Below are 17,179 nucleotides of genomic sequence, written 5' to 3'. Positions count from 1 at the left end.
GAAGTGGTCGCCGAATTGGCAGATGTCGACATGAATTGACGGCGAAAAGATTGCGCCAGACATTCTGCGTGTCGGCTGGAATCCGGTTCTGCGCCGCCGACAATCTCAGGACAGCAGCAGCTCGCTCCCGCATGCCCGCGGGAGTGCGGGCTGACGCGCCCGGCGCGCGACGCCCCCGTCCTCCCGTCCCTCTCCTCCCCCGCCGACGTGGGTGGGAACCGGCCGGACGGGGCCGTCGCAGCGCTCAAGCCGGGGGCGCTGGTGCCGATACAGAGAACGAGCCCGCCGGTCGTCGGGGGCGGGGTCAGGAGGACGTGTGAATCCGATCAAGGTGATGGTGGTCGACGACTCGGTCGTCGTCCGCAAGATCGTCACCGACGTGCTCTCCGCCGATCCCGACATCGACGTCGTGGGCACCGCCGTCAACGGCAAGGTCGCCCTCGGCAAGCTCGAGCAGCTCAAGCCCGACCTGATCACCATGGACATCGAGATGCCGGAGATGAACGGCATCGAGGCGGTGCGGGCGATCCGCGGGCTGCGCTCCCGCGTGCCGATCATCATGTTCAGCACGCTGACCGAGCGCGGCGCCACCGCCACCCTCGACGCGCTGTCCGCCGGCGCCAACGACTACGTCACCAAGCCGGCCAACGTGGGCAGCGTCGCGCAGTCGATGGAGAGCGTGCGCGAGCAGCTCATCCCCAAGATCAAGGCGCTGCTCGGCCGCCCCGTCACGCCGCGCAGCGGGTACGCGGCGCCCCCGCCGCCGAAGCCCAAGCCGGCGGCACCGCGCACCGGCCCGGGCAAGAAGCCCGCCGTCCTCGTGATCGGCTCCTCCACCGGCGGTCCCGAGGCGCTGGCCCGCGTCATCCCGGCGCTCCCGGCGAACCTGCCGGTACCGATCCTGCTGACCCAGCACATGCCGCCGGTGTTCACCCGCCAGTTCGCCCAGCGCCTGGACCGCCTCAGCGCCCTGCGCGTCGTCGAGGCCGTCGACGGCACGCCGCTGGTGCCGGGCACCGTGCACCTCGCCCCCGGCGACCACCACCTCGTGGTGCGCGCCAACGCCCGGTCGGCGTTCACCACCTCGCTGAACCAGAACCCGCCGGAGAACTTCTGCCGGCCCGCCGTCGACCCGCTGTTCCGCTCCGCGGTGGCCGCCTACGACGGCGCCGTCCTCGGTGTGGTCCTGACCGGCATGGGCGCCGACGGCCGCAACGGCTGCGGGGAGATCCGCAACGCCGGCGGGACCGTGATCGTGCAGGACCAGTCGACCTCCGTCGTCTGGGGCATGCCGGGCGCCGTGGCGCAGGCCGGCTACGCCGACGAGGTCCTGCCGCTCGACCGGATCGCCGAGACCATCCAGCGCCACCTCTCCGGTGCCGTGCCCCTCGCTTCTGCAACAACCATGGCCGTGGGAGGTCGTCGATGAGCCTGACCGCGACCAGTTTCGACTGGGTCCGTGAACTCGTCCGCAAGGAGAGCGCCATCGTTCTCCAGCCGGGCAAGGAGTACCTGGTGGAGGCCCGCCTCCTGCCGATCGCCCGGCAGATGGGGCTGGCCGACGTCAGCAAGCTGGTGGAGACGGTGCGCGTGCGCCCCGACCCTGAGAACACCCGGCGGATCGTCGAGGCGCTGACCACGAACGAGACCTCGTGGTTCCGCGACGGTGACCCGTTCACCGCGCTCACCTCCACGGTGGTCCCGGCGCTCCTCGCGGCGCGCGGGGCCAACGAGCGCCTGCAGATCTGGTCCGCCGCCAGCTCCAGCGGCCAGGAGCCGTACACCATCGCGATGCTCCTCGACGACGCGCTGCCGAATGCGGCCTCGCGCGTCTCGATCACCGCGACCGACCTCTCCCGGGAGATGGTGCAGCGCACCAAGGCCGGGAGGTTCAGCCAGCTCGAGGTCAACCGCGGCCTGCCCGCCCCGATGCTCGTCCGCCACTTCCAGCGGGCCGGCACGGAGTGGGAGGTCTCGCCCACCCTGCGGCGGATGGTCACCGCCAGCGAGTGCAACCTGGCTGCCCCCTTGCCGCGGATGGGCCCGTTCGACGTGGTCTACCTGCGCAACGTGCTCATCTACTTCGACCTGCCGACCAAGCAGTCGATCCTCCGCCGCGTGCGGGACCTCATGCGACCTGACGGCTGGCTCTTCCTCGGCGCCGCCGAGACCACCCTCGGTGTCGACGACTCCTGGGAGCGGGTCGTCATCGGCCGCAGCTCCGCCTACCGCCCACTGAAGGGGGCCTGACATGCGTGCCTTGGTGATCGACGACTCGCGCGCCATGCGCCGGATCGTCACCGGCATCCTCACGAACCTCGGCTACGAGGTCCGGGACGCCGGCCACGGCCGGGAGGGGCTGGACGTGCTCGACGAGGGCTGGGTGCCCGACCTCGCCACGATCGACTGGAACATGCCGGTGATGGACGGGCTGCAGTTCGTCTCCGCCGTCCGCTCCAACCCGGCCTGGCGCCGGATGACGATGATGATGGTGACCTCGGAGAGCGAGCACACCCAGATCGTCCGGGCGCTGGCCGCCGGCGCGCACGAGTACATGATCAAGCCGTTCACCGCCGACGCGTTCCGCGACAAGCTCGCGCTGCTCGGCCTGCTCCCGCAGGAGGTCGCCCTGTGACCAGCACCGACACCGGCCAGCGCCGCCGCGGGACCGACGTCCGCCCGGTCATCACCGACCTGATGGACGAGGACACGATCCTCGCCGTCGCGGGTGACGCCTGGATCTCCCTCGTCGGCGAGGACGAGGTCCTCGTGCCGATCCCCGGCGACCTGCCCGGCGACGTCCTCTCGAGCTGGGTCGACGTCGTCGGCCCGTGGACCGGGAGCGTCGTCCTGACGACCGGCCGGGCCACCGCCGAGGCCCTCTCCCGGGCGCTGCTCCGGGAGACCGCCCCCGAGGTGCTCGAGGTCGAGGACGTCGAGGACGCCTTCGGCGAGATCGCCAACGTCGTCGGGGGCAGCATCAAGGCCGCCCTGCCGGGCCCCTCGGGCCTGAGCCTGCCGCAGGTGGGTCACGCCCCGCTGGTGCGCAACCCCGCCGACGTCTGCCGCGTCGAGGTCCTCTGGCGCGGCGAGCCGCTCACCATCTCCGTGCAGGGTGCGCTCCCGCCGCTGCCGGTTCCCTCCTCCTGATCCCACTGACCGAAACCGAGGTGCCACTGTGAAGATCCTGATCGCCGACGACAGCCGCGTGATGCGGCAGATCGTCATCCGCACCCTGCGTCAGGCGGGGTACGACGACCACGACATCGTCGAGGCCGAGGACGGCGCCGACGCGCTGGCCAAGGTCGGCTCCGAGAGCCCCGACCTGATCCTGTCCGACTGGAACATGCCCAACATGACCGGCATCGAGTGCCTGCAGGCGCTGCGCGCCCAGGGCTCGGCCGTGCCGTTCGGCTTCGTCACCTCCGAGGGGTCCGCGGAGATGCGGGAGAAGGCCGCCAACGCCGGCGCCCTGTTCCTCATCGCCAAGCCGTTCACCGAGGACACGTTCCGGGAGCACCTGGACGGGGTGATCGCATGACCGCCCCCACCGGGGTCAAGGTCCCCGAGGCCAAGGACATCCGCGAGATGCTGACCGGCCTGGTCGGCAAGCCGGTCGCGGTCTCCCCCGGGGCCCCGGTCACGCCGACGCCGGAGCGACCGGTCTCCGTGGCCGTCTACGTGGACCCGCAGATGAACGTCAACGCCCTGTGCCTGATGGACCTCGGCGCGTCGGCCTACACCGGCTCCGCCCTCGCCCTGCTGCCCCCCGGCGGCGCCCAGGACGCGGTCGAGGAGGACGGCGAGCTGTCCGGCATGCAGGTCGAGGCGCTCTACGAGGTGGTGAACGTGCTCTCCGCGCTGTTCAACACCCCGGGTGCCCCGCACTCCAAGCTGCACAAGCTCTACGCCCCGGGCGAGGAGGTGCCGGGCGACCTCGCCGGCATGCTCTCCGCGTTCAACCGGATCGACCTCGCCATCGAGGTCCCGACCTACGGCAAGGGAGCGCTGTCCTTCGTCGTCCCGTGACGGGGCACCGCACCACGACGAGACCCCCGCCGCTCATCCGAGCGGCGGGGGTCTCGTGCGTGTTGCACGTGGAACAGCCGAGGCGATCGCGTCAGGCGAGCGCCGCACCGGGCTGGTCGGCCTCCGTGGGCAGGCAGGCCCAGACGTGCTTGCAGTCCTCGTCGACGTACCAGCCGTGCGCGACCGAGAGCCGCGCGACCAGCTGCAGACCCATGCCGCCCTGGGCCGGGTCGCGGTCGACGGTCGGCGCGGGCATCGATCCCGGCGCCCGGTCGCTGACGTCGAGCAGCCAGCCCCCGCTGCCGGCCACGACGGTGGCGACGACGGGCCGCTCCCCGTGGCGGAGGGCGTTGGAGGCGAGCTCGTCGAAGGCGAGGACCAGCTGCTCGCTCGAGGGGTCGTCGCCCTCGGGCGGGTAGCCGTGGCCGCAGAGCCGCGAGCGCAGCCCGGCCCGCGCTGCCGGCAGTTCGGCCAGGCCGGTGAGCCGCCAGCGCCACATCTCACCGCGGCCGTCGGGCAGCGGGCGCACCGGCCACGCAAGTCGCACCATGCCTCCCCCTCGGCTCGGGTCGTCGCCGTCTCCCTGGTGCCCCGTCGAGGGCGCTGTCAACCCCCCGGCCCGCGGTCCGGGCGGGCAGTTGTGGCCAGAGTCACCCCGAGCGGCGCCCGCCCCCGTAGGAGGAGCCGCGTTGCTTTCCGGTGGTCGACCAGTCAGGCTGAGCCCTTCTGCTGCCGACAGCGCGGCCGACGGGCTGGGGCTGACGGGCATGGGGCGGGATGATTCGGCGCTGGTGCGCGGGAACCTGCTGCTCGAGGCCGTCGAGGGCATGGACCGGCCGTTGTTCGTCCTCGACGAGGACTGGCTCTTCGCGTACGTGAACCCCGCCGGCGCGCGGGTGCTCGACCGCACGGTCGGCGACCTGCTCGGGCGCGGCGTCTGGGTGGAGTTCCCCGAGGCCGTGGGCGGACCGTTCGAGCAGCTGTACCGGTCGGTGCGGAGCTCGGGACGGCCCGGCAGCACCGAGGCCTGGTTCGACCCGCTGCAGAAGTGGTTCCGCGCCGACGCCTTCCTAACCGACGCGGGCCTGGTGGTCAGCTACGACGACGTCACCGCGCGCCGCCGGGCCGACGAGGAGCGGGTCGCCGCGGTCGCCGCCCGGGAGCAGGCCGCCGCGGAGGCCGCCCGCGCCGGCCGCGAGGCCGAGGAGGCCGCCCGGCACCTGATGCTGCTGGGCGACATCAACCTGGCCATGACCTCCACCTACGACACCGACGAGGCCGTCCAGCGCTTCGCCGAACGGGTGGTGCCGGAGCTGGCCGACTGGTGCATCGTCAGCGTCATCGACCCGGACGGCACGCGGCGGGACGTCGGCCGCGCCCACCGCGACCCGGCCCTCGCCCCCGACATGCACCGCTACGCCGACCTCCGGGTGGCCACCAACGACGTGACGGCCCCCGTGCCGCGGATGCTGCGCGAGCCCGCCCCGCTGGTCTACCCGGAGCTCACCCCCGAGATCGTCGAGTCGATGGTTCCGGACGCAGCGGCCCGCGAGGTCCTCGCCCCGCTCCGCCCGGCCGCCGCCGCCGCGTTCCCGCTGCTCGCCCGCGGAGAGGTCATCGGGGGCTTCACGCTCGTCAACGGGCCCGACCGCGGGGCGCACACCCCCGTCGAGCTCCGGACGGCGCAGATCGCCTCCCGCCGGGCTGCCCTCGCGCTCGACAACGCCCGGCTGGTGTCCCTCAACCACCAGGTCGCCGAGCGGCTGCAGCTCAGCCTGCTCTCCCCGCCGGTGCAGCCGGACAACCTGGAGCTCGCCGTCCGCTACCGGCCGGCGACCCAGGGGGTCTCGATCGGCGGGGACTGGTACGACGCCTTCCTGCAGCCCGACGGCGACACCGTGCTCGTGATCGGTGACGTGATGGGGCACGACATCGAGGCCGCCGCGGCCATGGGCCAGATCAAGACCCTGGTCCGCGCCATCGCCTTCGACCGGCAGGAGGAGCCGGCCGGCCTGCTCACCCGCGTCGACCACGCGCTCGTCGGGCTCGCGGTGCCGGCCATGGCGACGGCGATGGTGTGCCGGATGGAGCAGGACGAGGCCGAGCGGGCCGCCGGTGTGCGCCGGCTGCACTGGGCCTCGGCGGGGCACCCCGACGCGATGCTGCTGATGCCCGACGGCCGGGTCGAGGACCTGAGCGCGCCGGTGGGGCCGCCGCTGGGCATCGGCTGGCTCGGCACGCGCTCGGACGGCGAGGCGCTGCTGCCCGACGGCAGCACCCTCCTGCTGTTCACCGACGGGCTCTTCGAGCGCCGCGGCCTGCCGCTGGACGACGGGCGGGCGCAGGTGCGCGCCCTGCTCGAGTCCTCCGACGGGCTGACGCTGACGGCGCTGTGCGACCGCCTCCTCACCGAGATGCTGGGCGAGGGCGTCGAGGACGACGTCGCCGTCCTGGCCGTCCGGATGCACCCCCGGGACGTCGACCGGCCGGCCGAGGCCGGTCCGCAGGTCCTGCCCCAGCCCTTCGCCTGAACCGGCCGCGGGCGCTAGTCCGGGTGGCGCAGGAGGTAGCGGCCGAAGTGCGGCACGGTGAAGGCGATCTGGCCGCGCTCGGCGGAGTAGACCAGGCCCTTCTTGATCAGCGAGTCCCGGGCGGGGGAGAGGGACGCGGGCTTGCGCCCCAGCGACACCGCCACCTCCGAGGTGGCCACGGCGGCGCCGCCCGGTCCGCCGAGCTCGGCCATCGCGTGCATGTACTCCCGCTCGGCCGGCGTGGCCCGGTCGTAGCGGGACCCGAAGAACCCGACGGCGAGCTCGGTCTCCGCGACCGGCGCGGCCATGGCGACGTCGGCGGCGGTGATGGGGGAGGAGGCGGCGAGGTCCCAGGTCACCTTGCCGTAGGCCTGCACGAAGTAGGGGTAGCCGTCGGCGGCGTCGTAGAGGGCGTCCAGCGCCTCCTGCTCGAACTCCACGCCCTCCCGCTCGGCCGGCGCGATCAGCGCCCGGTCGGCCTCCCCGCGCTCGAGCCGGTCGATGCGCAGGTAGCGGAACAGCCGCTCGGAGTAGCTCTTCGAGGCGCTCAGGACGGCGGGGAGGTGGGGGAGGCCGGCGCCGACGACGATCAGCGGGGCGCCCTGCTGGGACAGCTCGTGGCAGGCCGCGCAGATGGCGGAGACGTCGTCGGGCTGGATGTCCTGCATCTCGTCAATGAACAGGGCGATCCCGCTGCCGATGTCGGCGGCCACCCCGGCGGCGTCGCTGAGCAGCTCGACGAGGTCGATCTCCATGTCGCCGGAGTCCGCGCGCCCGGTGGCGGCGGGGACGTCGATGCCCGGCTGCCAGCGGTCGCGCACCTTCGCGTCGGCCGGGCTCACCCGCGAGGCGAACGCCTTCACCACACCCAGCACCTCGGCCACCGACTCCTGGTCGCCGTGCCGGGGGCCGAGCTCGCGCAGCGCCATGTGCAGCGCCGAGCTCACCGGCCGGCGCAGCGACTGGTCCGGGCGCGCCTCGATCTTGCCGGTGCCCCAGCCGCGCGAGATGGCCGCCGACCGCAGCTGGTTGAGCAGCACCGTCTTGCCGACGCCGCGCAGCCCGGTCAGCACCAGCGAGCGCTCGGGGCGGCCGTGCGCGATCCGCTCCAGCACGACGTCGAAGGCCGAGAGCTCGGAGTCGCGACCGGCGAGCTCGGGCGGGCGCTGGCCGGCGCCGGGTGCGTACGGGTTCCGCACGGGATCCATGTCGACCACCGTATGGGGTTCTCTAGCCCGACCCGTAGAGATCGGTAGAACGACCTAGCGCGTGTCGAGCCACCGCCGCACCAGCGCCAGCTCCCGCTGCAGGCCCTGGTCGAACAGGCGCAAGGGGCGCAGGGTGACGTCGAGGGACCGCGTCGAGCCGTCGGCGAGCTCCAGCACGACGACCCGGCCGCCCCGCTCCCGCCCGATGCCGGCTCCGGCGACCTCCTCCCGGGCGTAGGTGCGCGTGGTGAGCTGGTTGCGGACCACCAGCCGCCCGTCGGCGCGGCCCACGGCGCCCATGACCCACATCCGCGCGGACAGCGCGATCACCGCTCCCGCGAACAGCACCCGCACGGGCACGCCCGGGTCGCCGCGCAGCGGGAGCGGGCTCAGCAGCGCGGCGACGACGAGGAGCGGGAAGACCACGAGCCACACCCGCGCCCAGGTCGGCATGCGCAGGGTGAACGCGGCGTCGGTGCTCGTCACCCGCGCATCGTGCCCGGGCATGCGGTCGTCTGTCGCTGTCTAGCGGGCGCGCTAGACACGGCTAGGTGACCTCATATCCCCCAGCCGGTCCGGCGGGACCGCTAGCGTCGGCGCCGTGATCAAGTTCCTGCTCAAGGTCGTCCTCCTCGGCGCGGTCTTCTTCCTCCTGACGAAGTACGACGTGCTGCCGGGGCTGGACGTGGTCGAGAACCCGGACGGGCCGCTCGGGATCTACGGCACCTACCTGTGGATCGCGCTGATCTTCGGCGTGGTCAACGCGGTCGTCGGGCCGGTCCTCCGGCTGCTCTCGCTGCCGTTCGTGCTGCTGACGCTGGGCCTGTTCCTGATCGTCATCAACGCCGCCCTCCTCGGGCTGACCGCGGCGCTCACCACCCGGCTCACCATCGACGGCATCGGCACCGCGATCCTCGGCGGGCTGATCCTCGCGGTGGCGGGCTGGGTGGCCGACCAGCTGCTCGACCGCTGAACCCGCAGGTCGCCGGGCCCCCGTCGCGTCGCCGTGACGGGGGTCTCGCCGGGCAGTAGCGTGGCCTTTCATGGCCAGTGACACCGGCGTCGTCCCGGGGACCCCGGTGCGCGACCGGAACGGCGCCTCCGCGAACAGCTCCCTGACCGAGCTCGCCGCACTCGAGGCCGCCCGCGAGGAGAAGCGACGACTGCTCGACCGGGCGGCAGACGTCGCCGGGACCGGGCTGGACCCGGCGGTCGCGCTGCCCGCCGGGTGCCGCTCCGAGGACCTGCCCGCGTTCATGCGGCGGTACTACTGGAGCGAGCCGGCCCAGGAGGTGGTCGGGCACCCGCCCGAGGACCTCGCCGCGCTGGCGCTGGGTCACCTGGCGCTCGCCGAGGTGCGTCCCCCGGGCGCGGCCACGGTCGACGTGCACCAGCCCTCCGGGGAACGCGCCCGCGCCGTCGTCCGCCTGGTCACCGACGACATGCCCCACCTGGTCGACTCGGTCACCGCCGAGGTGGTGCGCCAGGGCTTCGCGCTGGAGCACATCGTGCACCCGGTGCTGGTCGTGCGGCGCGACCTGCGCGGCCGGATCACCGCCTTCTGCGACAGCGCGGACGTCCAGGCCTGCGGTGTCGACGCCGTCGCCGAGTCCTGGATGGCCGTCGTGCTCGACGGCCCGCTGGACGACGAGGCCGCCGAGGACCTCGTGGCCGGCCTGCGCACCGTGCTGGACGATGTCCGGGCCGTCTGCGAGGACACCGCCCGGCTGCGCGAGCGGGTCCGCGAGCTCGCCGCCCGGCTGGATCAGATGGCACCCGCGGCGGATGGGACCGCCGACCCCTCCGACGACCCCGCCGAGGCCGCGGCGCTGCTGCGCTGGCTGGCCGACGGCAACTTCCTGCTGCTCGGCGCCCGCGAGGTCGAGCTCGCCGCGACCGCCCGAGGGGCGGTCCGCGCGGTGCCCGGCACCGGCCTCGGCGTGCTGCGCAGCGACGCCGACATGAGCGGCAGCGCGGCCACCCCGGAGGCTGTGCGGGCCCCGGCCGGCCGCCTGCTCAGCGTCACCAAGGCCGACACCCGGGCCACCGTGCACCGCCGGGCCTGGCTGGACCTGGTCGCCGTCACCGCGCCCGCGGACCCCTCGGGGGCCCGGCGCCAGTACCGCTTCGTGGGGCTCTTCCCGTCGGTCGCCTACTCCAGCAGCGTGCTCGACGTGCCGCTGGTCCGGCGCCGCGTCGCGGAGGTGGTGACCCGCTCCGGCGTGCCGGCCGACAGCCACACCGGCAAGGAGCTGCTCGACGTCCTGGAGACCTATCCGCGCGACGAGCTGATGCAGGTCGACGCGGACGAGCTGCTCCCGGTCGCGATGGGCGTCCTGCACCTGCAGGAGCGCCGGCAGACGAGGCTGTTCCTGCGCCAGGACCCGACCGGGCGGTTCTGGTCCGCGCTGGTCTACCTGCCGCGCGACCGGTACACCACCGAGGTCCGCACTCGCATGCAGCAGTCGCTGCTCGAGCGGCTGGGCGGGACGAGCATCGAGTTCACCGCCCGGTCCACGGAGTCGGTGCTCGCCCGCCTGCACTTCGTCGTCCGGCTGCCGGTGGGCAGCCGGGGCGCGCCCCGCAAGGTGGCCGTCGACGTCGACGCGCTGCAGGCCGAGCTGGCCGCCGCCGCGCGCAGCTGGGGCGACGAGCTCCAGGACGCGCTGGCCGCCCGGTACGGCGCGGACGCCGAGACGGTGTTCGCGCGGGTCGCCGACGCGTTCCCCGCCGCGTACCAGGAGGACTTCACCGCCGAGCGCGCCGTCGAGGACCTCGCCCGCCTGGAGGGCCTCGAGCCCGGCGGTCTGGCGCTGCGGCTGTGGACGCCCACCGGCGCCGCGCCCGGGGAGCGCCGGCTGTCGGTGTACCGGGTGGGGGAGCGGCTGCTGCTGTCGCACGTCCTCCCGGTGCTGCAGAACATGGGCGTCGACGTCGTCGACGAGCGGCCCTACGAGCTGGACCGGATCGGCGCCCCGCCCACCTGGATCTACGACTTCGGCGTCGCCGTCCCGCAGGTGGAGCTGCCGCTGCTGCGCTCGCTGCCCGAGCGGTTCACCGAGGCCGTCGGCGCCGTGTGGCGCGGCGAGGCCGAGGACGACGGGCTCGGCGCGCTGGTCATGCTGGCCGGGCTCAACTGGCGGCAGGTCGGCGTGGTGCGCGCCTACGTGCAGTGGCTGCGCCAGGCGGGCCTCCCGTTCAGCCAGGCCTACGTCGAGCAGACGCTGGCGGCCCACCCCGGCGTCGTCGCCCGGCTGGTCGCGCTCTTCGAGACCCGCTTCTCGCCGGGCCGGGTCAACGGCCGGGAGGGGCGCCAGGCCGACCTGGTGGAGGCCCTGCGCCGCTCGATCGGCGAGGTCGCCTCGCTGGACGCCGACCGGGTGCTCAGCTCGCTGCTGGCCGCGGTGACCGCCACCCAGCGCACCACCTACTACGCCATGTCCACCCCGGCCCGCCCGGCGCTGGCGCTGAAGCTGGACCCGGCCGAGGTGCCCGACCTGCCCGACCCGCGCCCGAAGCACGAGGTGTGGGTGAGCTCGCCGCGGGTCGTGGGGGTGCACCTGCGGTTCGGCAAGGTCGCCCGCGGTGGCCTGCGCTGGTCCGACCGCCGCGAGGACCTGCGCACCGAGATCCTGGGCCTGGTCAAGGCGCAGATGGTGAAGAACACCGTCATCGTGCCGACCGGCGCCAAGGGCGGGTTCGTCGTCAAGCGCCCGCCGGGTGAGGGGGCGTCCCGCGACGAGGTGCTCGCCGAGGCGCAGGCCTGCTACAAGCTGTTCATCGGCTCGCTGCTCGCCCTCACCGACAACCTGGTCGACGGCGAGGTCGTGCCGCCGGCCAAGGTCGTCCGGCACGACGGTGACGACTCCTACCTGGTGGTCGCCGCGGACAAGGGGACGGCGACCTTCTCCGACCTGGCGAACTCCGTGGCGCTCGAGCGCGGGTTCTGGCTGGGCGACGCCTTCGCCTCCGGGGGCTCGGTCGGCTACGACCACAAGGCCATGGGCATCACCGCCCGCGGCGCCTGGGAGTCGGTGACCCGCCACTTCCGCGAGCTGGACCTCGACATGCAGCGCCAGGACTTCACCGTCGTCGGCGTGGGCGACATGTCCGGCGACGTGTTCGGCAACGGGATGCTGCTGTCCGAGCACATCCGGCTGGTGGCCGCCTTCGACCACCGGCACGTCTTCGTCGACCCGTCGCCCGACGCCGCCACCTCGTTCGCCGAGCGGAAGCGCCTGTTCGACCTGCCGCGGTCGAGCTGGGAGGACTACGACCCGCAGCTCATCACCGAAGGTGGCGGCGTCTGGCCGCGCACGGCCAAGTCGATCCCGGTGTCCGACCAGATGCGCGCCGCCCTCGGCATCGCCGACGGCGTGACGTCGATGAGCCCGGTCGAGCTCATGCGGGCGATCCTGCTGGCGCCGGTGGACCTGCTGTTCAACGGCGGCATCGGCACCTACGTCAAGGCCGCCTCGGAGAGCCACCTCGAGGTCGGCGACAAGGCCAACGACGCGCTCCGGGTCGACGGCGGTCAGCTGCGCGTGCGCGTGGTCGGCGAGGGCGGCAACCTGGGGCTCACCCAGCGCGGGCGCGTGGAGTACGCGCTGGCCGGCGGCCGGGTGAACACCGACGCCATCGACAACTCCGCGGGCGTGGACACCTCCGACCACGAGGTCAACATCAAGATCGCGCTCAACCGGCCGGTGGCCGACGGCGCCATCGACGCCGAGGGCCGCGCCGCGCTGCTGGGCGAGATGTCCGACGACGTCGCCACCGACGTCCTCACCGACAACCACGCGCAGAACGCGACCCTCGCCGTCGAGACGGCGTCGGCGCGCAGCCTGATGGATGCCCACGAGCGGTTCATCCGCTCGCTGGAGCGCTCCGGCCGGCTGCGGCGCGCCGTCGAGGCGCTGCCGGACGACCGCGCGCTGGCCGAGCGGCGCCGGGACGGCCAGGCGCTGACCGGGCCCGAGCTCTCGGTGCTGCTGGCCTACGCGAAGCTCCAGACCGGCGACGCCGTCCTGCAGTCCACGCTGCCCGACGACCCGGCGCTGGAGGCGCTGCTGGTCGACTACTTCCCCGCACCGCTGCGCGAGCGCTTCCCGGACGCGGTCGCCGGCCACCCGCTGCGGCGGGAGATCATCGGCACCGCGCTGACCAACCGGGCGGTCAACGTCGCCGGTGTGACCGGGCTCTTCCGGCTGGTCGAGGAGACCGGCGTGCCGCTGCCGGTGGTGGTCCGGGCGCACGCCGTGGCCCGCGAGGTGTTCGGCATCGACCGGATCTACGACGCGGTGCGGCCCCTGGACAACCGGGTCCCGGCGGCGGTGCAGGGCGAGGCGCGCACCGAGGCGACCCGGCTGGCCGAGCGGGCCACCCGCTGGCTGCTGCGCCAGCCCGACCTCACCTCGGACAACCCGCCGCCGCTGGCCGAGGTCACCGCGCGCTTCGCCGGCTCCGTGGACGCGGTGCAGGCCGGGCTGCCGGACTGGCTCATGGGCCGGGAGGCCGAGGACTACGCCGCCCGTGCCGCACGGCTGCGCGAGGCCGGCATGCCCGAGGAGCTCGCCGCCCGGGTGTCGGTCGCGCCCTTGATGCCTGCGGCGCTCGACCTCGCCGTCGTCAGCGAGCGCACGGGTGCCCCGGTCGAGCTGGCCGGCCAGGTGATGCAGCGGCTGTCGGAGCGGCTGGGCCTGGCCCCGCTGCGCGACCAGGTGACCGCGCTGCCCCGCGACCGGCGCTGGCCGTCGATGGCCCGGGCGTCGCTGCGCGACGACCTGCAGATGGAGCAGTCCTCGCTCACCGAGGACGTGCTGGGTCTGCGCACGTCGGACGCCGAGTCCTCGGCCGACCTGGTCGTGCGCTGGGAGGACGGCTGGGACACCGCCCAGCGCCGCGCCGCCGGGCAGCTGGCCGACATCACGTCGGGGGACCGGCAGGAGCTGGCCGAGCTGCTGGTCGCCGTCCGCACCCTGCGCGGGCTGCGCAAGCGCCGTCAGGCCCGCCGCATCGCCCGGCCGGCAGAGGAGAAGTAGCCGCCGAACGTCATCACAGCGTCATGTCCGGGAGCGGTTGGCCCGGGGGTGGGGCGGGCAGGCCTTCGAGGGTCCTGCCCCGCCCAACCCGAGGAACCGCCGTGCCGCTGCGCCCGCTCGAACCCGTCGACGGCTACCTCCCCATCGAGGACCACGGCCTGATCGGCGACGGCGTCACCTGCGCACTCGTCGCCCGGGACGGGGCGATCCCGTGGCTGTGCCTGCCCACGTTCGACGGTGAGCCCTTCGTCGCCGGGCTGCTGGACGCCGAGCGGGGCGGCACCTTCGCGATCACCCCGGTCGGTCTGCGCGAGGCCGCCCAGCACTACGTGCCCGAGACCGGCGTCCTGGTCACCGAGCTGCACGCCGCCGACGGCGTGCTGGAGCTGACCGACTGCCTCCCCCTGCGCTCGGGCGCCGATCTCTCCGAACCGGTGCCCGCGGGCCGCGGGGAGGTGCTGCGCACCGCCCGGGTGCTCGCCGGGTCCGTGGAGGTCGACGTCCGGCTCCTGCCCAGGGACGGCGTCCGGGTGCGTGCCGAGCTCGGCGCCTGGCGGATCCACTGTCCCGCGCGCGCCGACCTGGACCTGCTCCTGTGGTGCTCGCACCCGCTGACGCTCACCGGCGACGGCGCGATCGCCGGTCGCGTGCGACTGGCTGCCGGGGAGCGGCTCACCGTGACCCTGCAGTGGTCGGGGCAGACCCACCTCCGCGCCCGGGAGGAACCCCAGCGGCTGGTCGACCAGACGGCCGCGGCCTGGCGGGACTGGTCCGGCCGGCTCACCTACGCCGGTCCGCAGGCCGCGCTGGTGCGGCGCTCGGCGCTGACCCTGAAGCTGCTCGACCACGTGCCGACCGGGGCGGTGATGGCGGCGGCCACCTCCTCGTTGCCGGAGGGCATCGGCGGCGAGCGCAACTGGGACTACCGCTACACGTGGGTGCGCGACGCGGCGTTCACCGGCTACGCGTTGCGCCGCATCGGCATGGACGAGGAGTCGCACGCCTTCCTGGCGTGGACGCTGCGCAACGTCGAGCGGCGCGGTGGCGTCGACATCATGTACGGCCTCGACGGCCGTCCTCCGGCGACCGAGTGGATCGACGCCTCGTTGGCGGGCTACCGCGGGTCCTCCCCGGTGCGGTGGGGCAACGGAGCGGCCCGGCAGGTGCAGAACGACGTCTACGGCGAACTGCTCGACGTCGCCTACCAGTGGGCGCGGGCCGGCGGCGACGTCAGCGGCGCCCTGTGGACCTCGCTGACGTCGCTGACCGAGCAGGCGATCACGAAGTGGCGGACGCCGGACAACGGCATCTGGGAGATCCGGGACGCCGGCCGGCCGTTCACCTACTCGGTCGCGATGTGCCACGTGGCCGTGGACCGGGCCCTGCGGCTCGCCGACCTGCTGGGCCTGCCGCATCCTCGGGAGCGCTGGCGGGCCGAGGCCGACCGCATCCACCGCACGCTGCTGGACCAGGCCTGGGACCCCGACCGGGGGACCTTCACCGAGCACCTCACCCCGCCCGGGCAGACCGACCGCGGCGGCCTGGACGGGTCCCTGCTCACCCTGCCCCTGCGCCGGCTGATCGCTGCCGACGACCCGCGGATGGTGGCCACGACCGCGGCGGTGCGCCGGCACCTGGACGCGGGGGACGGGCTGCTCTACCGCTACCTGCACACCGAGTCGCCCGACGGGCTGCAGGGCACGGAGGGCGCCTTCCTGCTCTGCAGCTTCTGGCTGGTCGACAACCTGGCCGGGCAGGGGCGGCTGGAGGAGGCCTCCGAGCTGTACGACTCGCTGTGCGGCCGGGCCACCGAGCTCGGGCTGCTGGCCGAGGAGATCGACCCGTCGACCGGGGCGTTCCTCGGCAACTTCCCGCAGGCGTTCAGCCACGTCGGGGTGATCAGCAGCGGGTGGAACCTCGCCCGGGCCACGGCCGCCGCGACGAGGGGGACGGGACGATGACGCGCTCCTTCGTCGTCCTCGGTGGCACGGGGGACCTCACCGGCCGGCTGCTCCTGCCCGGCCTGGCCGAGCTCGTCGACGCCGGCATCCTGGACGACGGGGTGCGGCTGCTCGCTCTCAGCCGGGAGGACTGGTCGGACGAGGAGTACCGGTCCTGGGCCCGCGACCGGCTCGCCGAGCACGCCGCGCACGTGCCCGAGCCCGCCCGAGAGCGGCTGGTCGGCCGGTTCGGCCACCGGCACGGCGACGTCACCGTCGCCGCCGACCTGCGGGCGGGGCTCGAGCGCGCCGGGGGTACCCCGGTGGTCTACCTCGCGCTGCCGAACACGGTGTTCCTCCCGACGCTCGAGGCGCTGACGGAGGTGGGCCTGCCCGAGGGCGCCGTCGTCGCCGTGGAGAAGCCCTTCGGCCGCGACCTGGCCGACGCCCAGCGGCTCAACGCCGTCCTGCACCGGCTGGTGCCGGAGGAGCAGGTCTTCCGCACCGACCACTTCCTGGCGATGCAGACCGTGCTCAACATCCTCGGTCTGCGGTTCGCCAACCGGATGTTCGAGCCGGTGTGGAACGCCCAGCACGTGGAGCGGGTGGACATCGTCTTCGACGAGACGCTGGGGCTGGAGGGCCGGGCCGGCTACTACGACACCGCTGGTGCCCTGCGCGACATGCTGCAGAACCACCTGCTGCAGATGCTGGCCGTGGTGGCGATGGAGCCGCCGGCCGCGCTGGACGCCCGCAGCCTGGCCGCACGCAAGGCCGACGTGCTGCGTGCCGTCCGGTCACCGGAGGACATGCGCCGCGACACCGTGCGGGCGCGGTACACCGCCGGCCGGGTCGGTGGGCGCGAGCTGCCCGACTACACCGCCGAGGACGGCGTGCAGGCCGATCGCGGCACGGAGACCTACGCCGAGTACACCGTGACGATCGAGAACTGGCGCTGGGCCGGGGTGCCCTTCCGGCTGCGCTCGGGCAAGGCGCTGGGCGCTGACCGGCACGAGATCGCGCTGCGGTTCAGACCGGTGCCGCACCTGGCCTTCCAGCCGGACGAGGAGAGTCCGGCGACCGAGCCGGACGTGCTGCGGCTGCGGCTGGACCCCGACGGGATCGACCTGGACCTCAACCTCAACGGCGCGGGGGACCCGTTCGACCTGGAGCGGCGGTCGCTGCAGGTCGAGCTGCCGCCCGCGCGGCTGTCGGCGTACGGGCTGCTGCTGGCCGAGCTGCTCGCCGGCGAGGCCGCGCTCTCGATCAGCGACGTGGAGGCGGAGGAGTCGTGGCGGATCGTGGAGCCGATCCTCGCCGCGTGGGCGGCGGGCGAGGTGCCCCTCCAGGAGTACCCGGCCGGCTCGGACGGCCCGGCGCGCTAGCCGCCTCTTCGTCCCTCTACCCCTGACGCTAGACAGTCGTAGAGG

General features: G+C 73.9%; 14 protein-coding genes. 11 read left to right on the top strand and 3 right to left on the bottom strand.

Going from position 1 to position 17,179, the window contains the following annotated elements; translation table 11 throughout:
• Positions 1-316: 316 nt before the first annotated feature.
• Genes DQ244_RS07880 through DQ244_RS07855 form a run of 6 tightly spaced genes read left to right on the top strand, consistent with a single transcriptional unit; the run spans position 317 to position 4,029 of the window.
• The gene (locus DQ244_RS07880) at positions 317-1,429 is read left to right on the top strand and encodes a chemotaxis response regulator protein-glutamate methylesterase (protein WP_113810923.1); all 1,113 of its coding nucleotides are present in this window, start codon (positions 317-319) and stop codon (positions 1,427-1,429) included.
• Positions 1,426-2,250, top strand: coding sequence for a protein-glutamate O-methyltransferase CheR (locus DQ244_RS07875; RefSeq protein ID WP_113810922.1), 825 nt, complete (start codon positions 1,426-1,428; stop codon positions 2,248-2,250). The genes DQ244_RS07880 and DQ244_RS07875 overlap by 4 nt, the downstream gene beginning before the upstream one ends.
• Position 2,251: 1 nt before the next feature.
• Positions 2,252-2,635, top strand: coding sequence for a response regulator (locus tag DQ244_RS07870; RefSeq protein WP_104524327.1), 384 nt, complete (start codon positions 2,252-2,254; stop codon positions 2,633-2,635).
• Complete coding sequence (locus tag DQ244_RS07865) at positions 2,632-3,150, top strand: chemotaxis protein CheX (protein ID WP_113810921.1); 519 nt, start codon at positions 2,632-2,634, stop codon at positions 3,148-3,150. Before DQ244_RS07870 ends, DQ244_RS07865 begins: the two co-directional genes overlap by 4 nt.
• Positions 3,151-3,178: 28 nt before the next feature.
• Positions 3,179-3,541: a response regulator gene (locus tag DQ244_RS07860; protein WP_113810920.1), complete on the top strand. Its 363-nt coding sequence runs from the start codon at positions 3,179-3,181 to the stop codon at positions 3,539-3,541.
• Positions 3,538-4,029 (top strand): hypothetical protein, encoded by a 492-nt coding sequence (locus tag DQ244_RS07855; RefSeq protein WP_113810919.1) that lies wholly within the window; start codon positions 3,538-3,540, stop codon positions 4,027-4,029. Before DQ244_RS07860 ends, DQ244_RS07855 begins: the two co-directional genes overlap by 4 nt.
• 91 nt (positions 4,030-4,120) lie before the next feature.
• On the opposite strand, the gene DQ244_RS07850 is transcribed toward DQ244_RS07855, so the two are convergent.
• Positions 4,121-4,579 carry an ATP-binding protein gene (locus DQ244_RS07850; RefSeq protein WP_199580281.1) on the bottom strand — a complete coding sequence of 153 codons (459 nt, stop codon included), beginning with the start codon at positions 4,577-4,579 and terminating at the stop codon, positions 4,121-4,123.
• A 217-nt stretch (positions 4,580-4,796) separates the two neighbouring features.
• Here DQ244_RS07850 and DQ244_RS07845 point away from each other — a divergent pair, with 217 nt between their 5' ends.
• The gene (locus DQ244_RS07845) at positions 4,797-6,560 is read left to right on the top strand and encodes a SpoIIE family protein phosphatase (RefSeq protein ID WP_158544497.1); all 1,764 of its coding nucleotides are present in this window, start codon (positions 4,797-4,799) and stop codon (positions 6,558-6,560) included.
• A 14-nt stretch (positions 6,561-6,574) separates the two neighbouring features.
• Here DQ244_RS07845 and DQ244_RS07840 read toward each other — a convergent pair whose 3' ends face one another.
• Entirely contained in the window at positions 6,575-7,768 is a 1,194-nt protein-coding gene (locus DQ244_RS07840) for an ATP-binding protein (RefSeq protein WP_113811126.1), read from the bottom strand.
• A gap of 54 nt (positions 7,769-7,822) precedes the next feature.
• On the bottom strand, positions 7,823-8,254 hold the full coding sequence (locus tag DQ244_RS07835; protein WP_113810917.1) for a hypothetical protein: 432 nt from the start codon (positions 8,252-8,254) through the stop codon (positions 7,823-7,825).
• 115 nt (positions 8,255-8,369) lie between these two features.
• Here DQ244_RS07835 and DQ244_RS07830 point away from each other — a divergent pair, with 115 nt between their 5' ends.
• The 4 genes from DQ244_RS07830 to DQ244_RS07815 all read left to right on the top strand — a co-directional run bounded on the left by DQ244_RS07830 (position 8,370) and on the right by DQ244_RS07815 (position 17,134).
• Positions 8,370-8,741, top strand: a complete 372-nt coding sequence (locus DQ244_RS07830) for a phage holin family protein (RefSeq protein WP_113810916.1) — start codon at positions 8,370-8,372, stop codon at positions 8,739-8,741.
• 70 nt (positions 8,742-8,811) lie between these two features.
• Positions 8,812-13,809 carry an NAD-glutamate dehydrogenase gene (locus DQ244_RS07825; RefSeq protein WP_113810915.1) on the top strand — a complete coding sequence of 1,666 codons (4,998 nt, stop codon included), beginning with the start codon at positions 8,812-8,814 and terminating at the stop codon, positions 13,807-13,809.
• 101 nt (positions 13,810-13,910) lie between these two features.
• The gene (locus tag DQ244_RS07820; RefSeq protein WP_233491249.1) at positions 13,911-15,770 is read left to right on the top strand and encodes a glycoside hydrolase family 15 protein; all 1,860 of its coding nucleotides are present in this window, start codon (positions 13,911-13,913) and stop codon (positions 15,768-15,770) included.
• Positions 15,767-17,134: a glucose-6-phosphate dehydrogenase gene (locus DQ244_RS07815; RefSeq protein ID WP_113811125.1), complete on the top strand. Its 1,368-nt coding sequence runs from the start codon at positions 15,767-15,769 to the stop codon at positions 17,132-17,134. The genes DQ244_RS07820 and DQ244_RS07815 overlap by 4 nt, the downstream gene beginning before the upstream one ends.
• The last annotated feature ends 45 nt before the right edge of the window (positions 17,135-17,179 follow it).

This window comes from Blastococcus sp. TBT05-19 (assembly GCF_003319095.1).
Classification (GTDB): domain Bacteria; phylum Actinomycetota; class Actinomycetes; order Mycobacteriales; family Geodermatophilaceae; genus Blastococcus.
The sequence above is the reverse complement of the archived record's forward strand: the minus strand, read 5'-3'. Positions and strand labels throughout refer to the sequence as shown.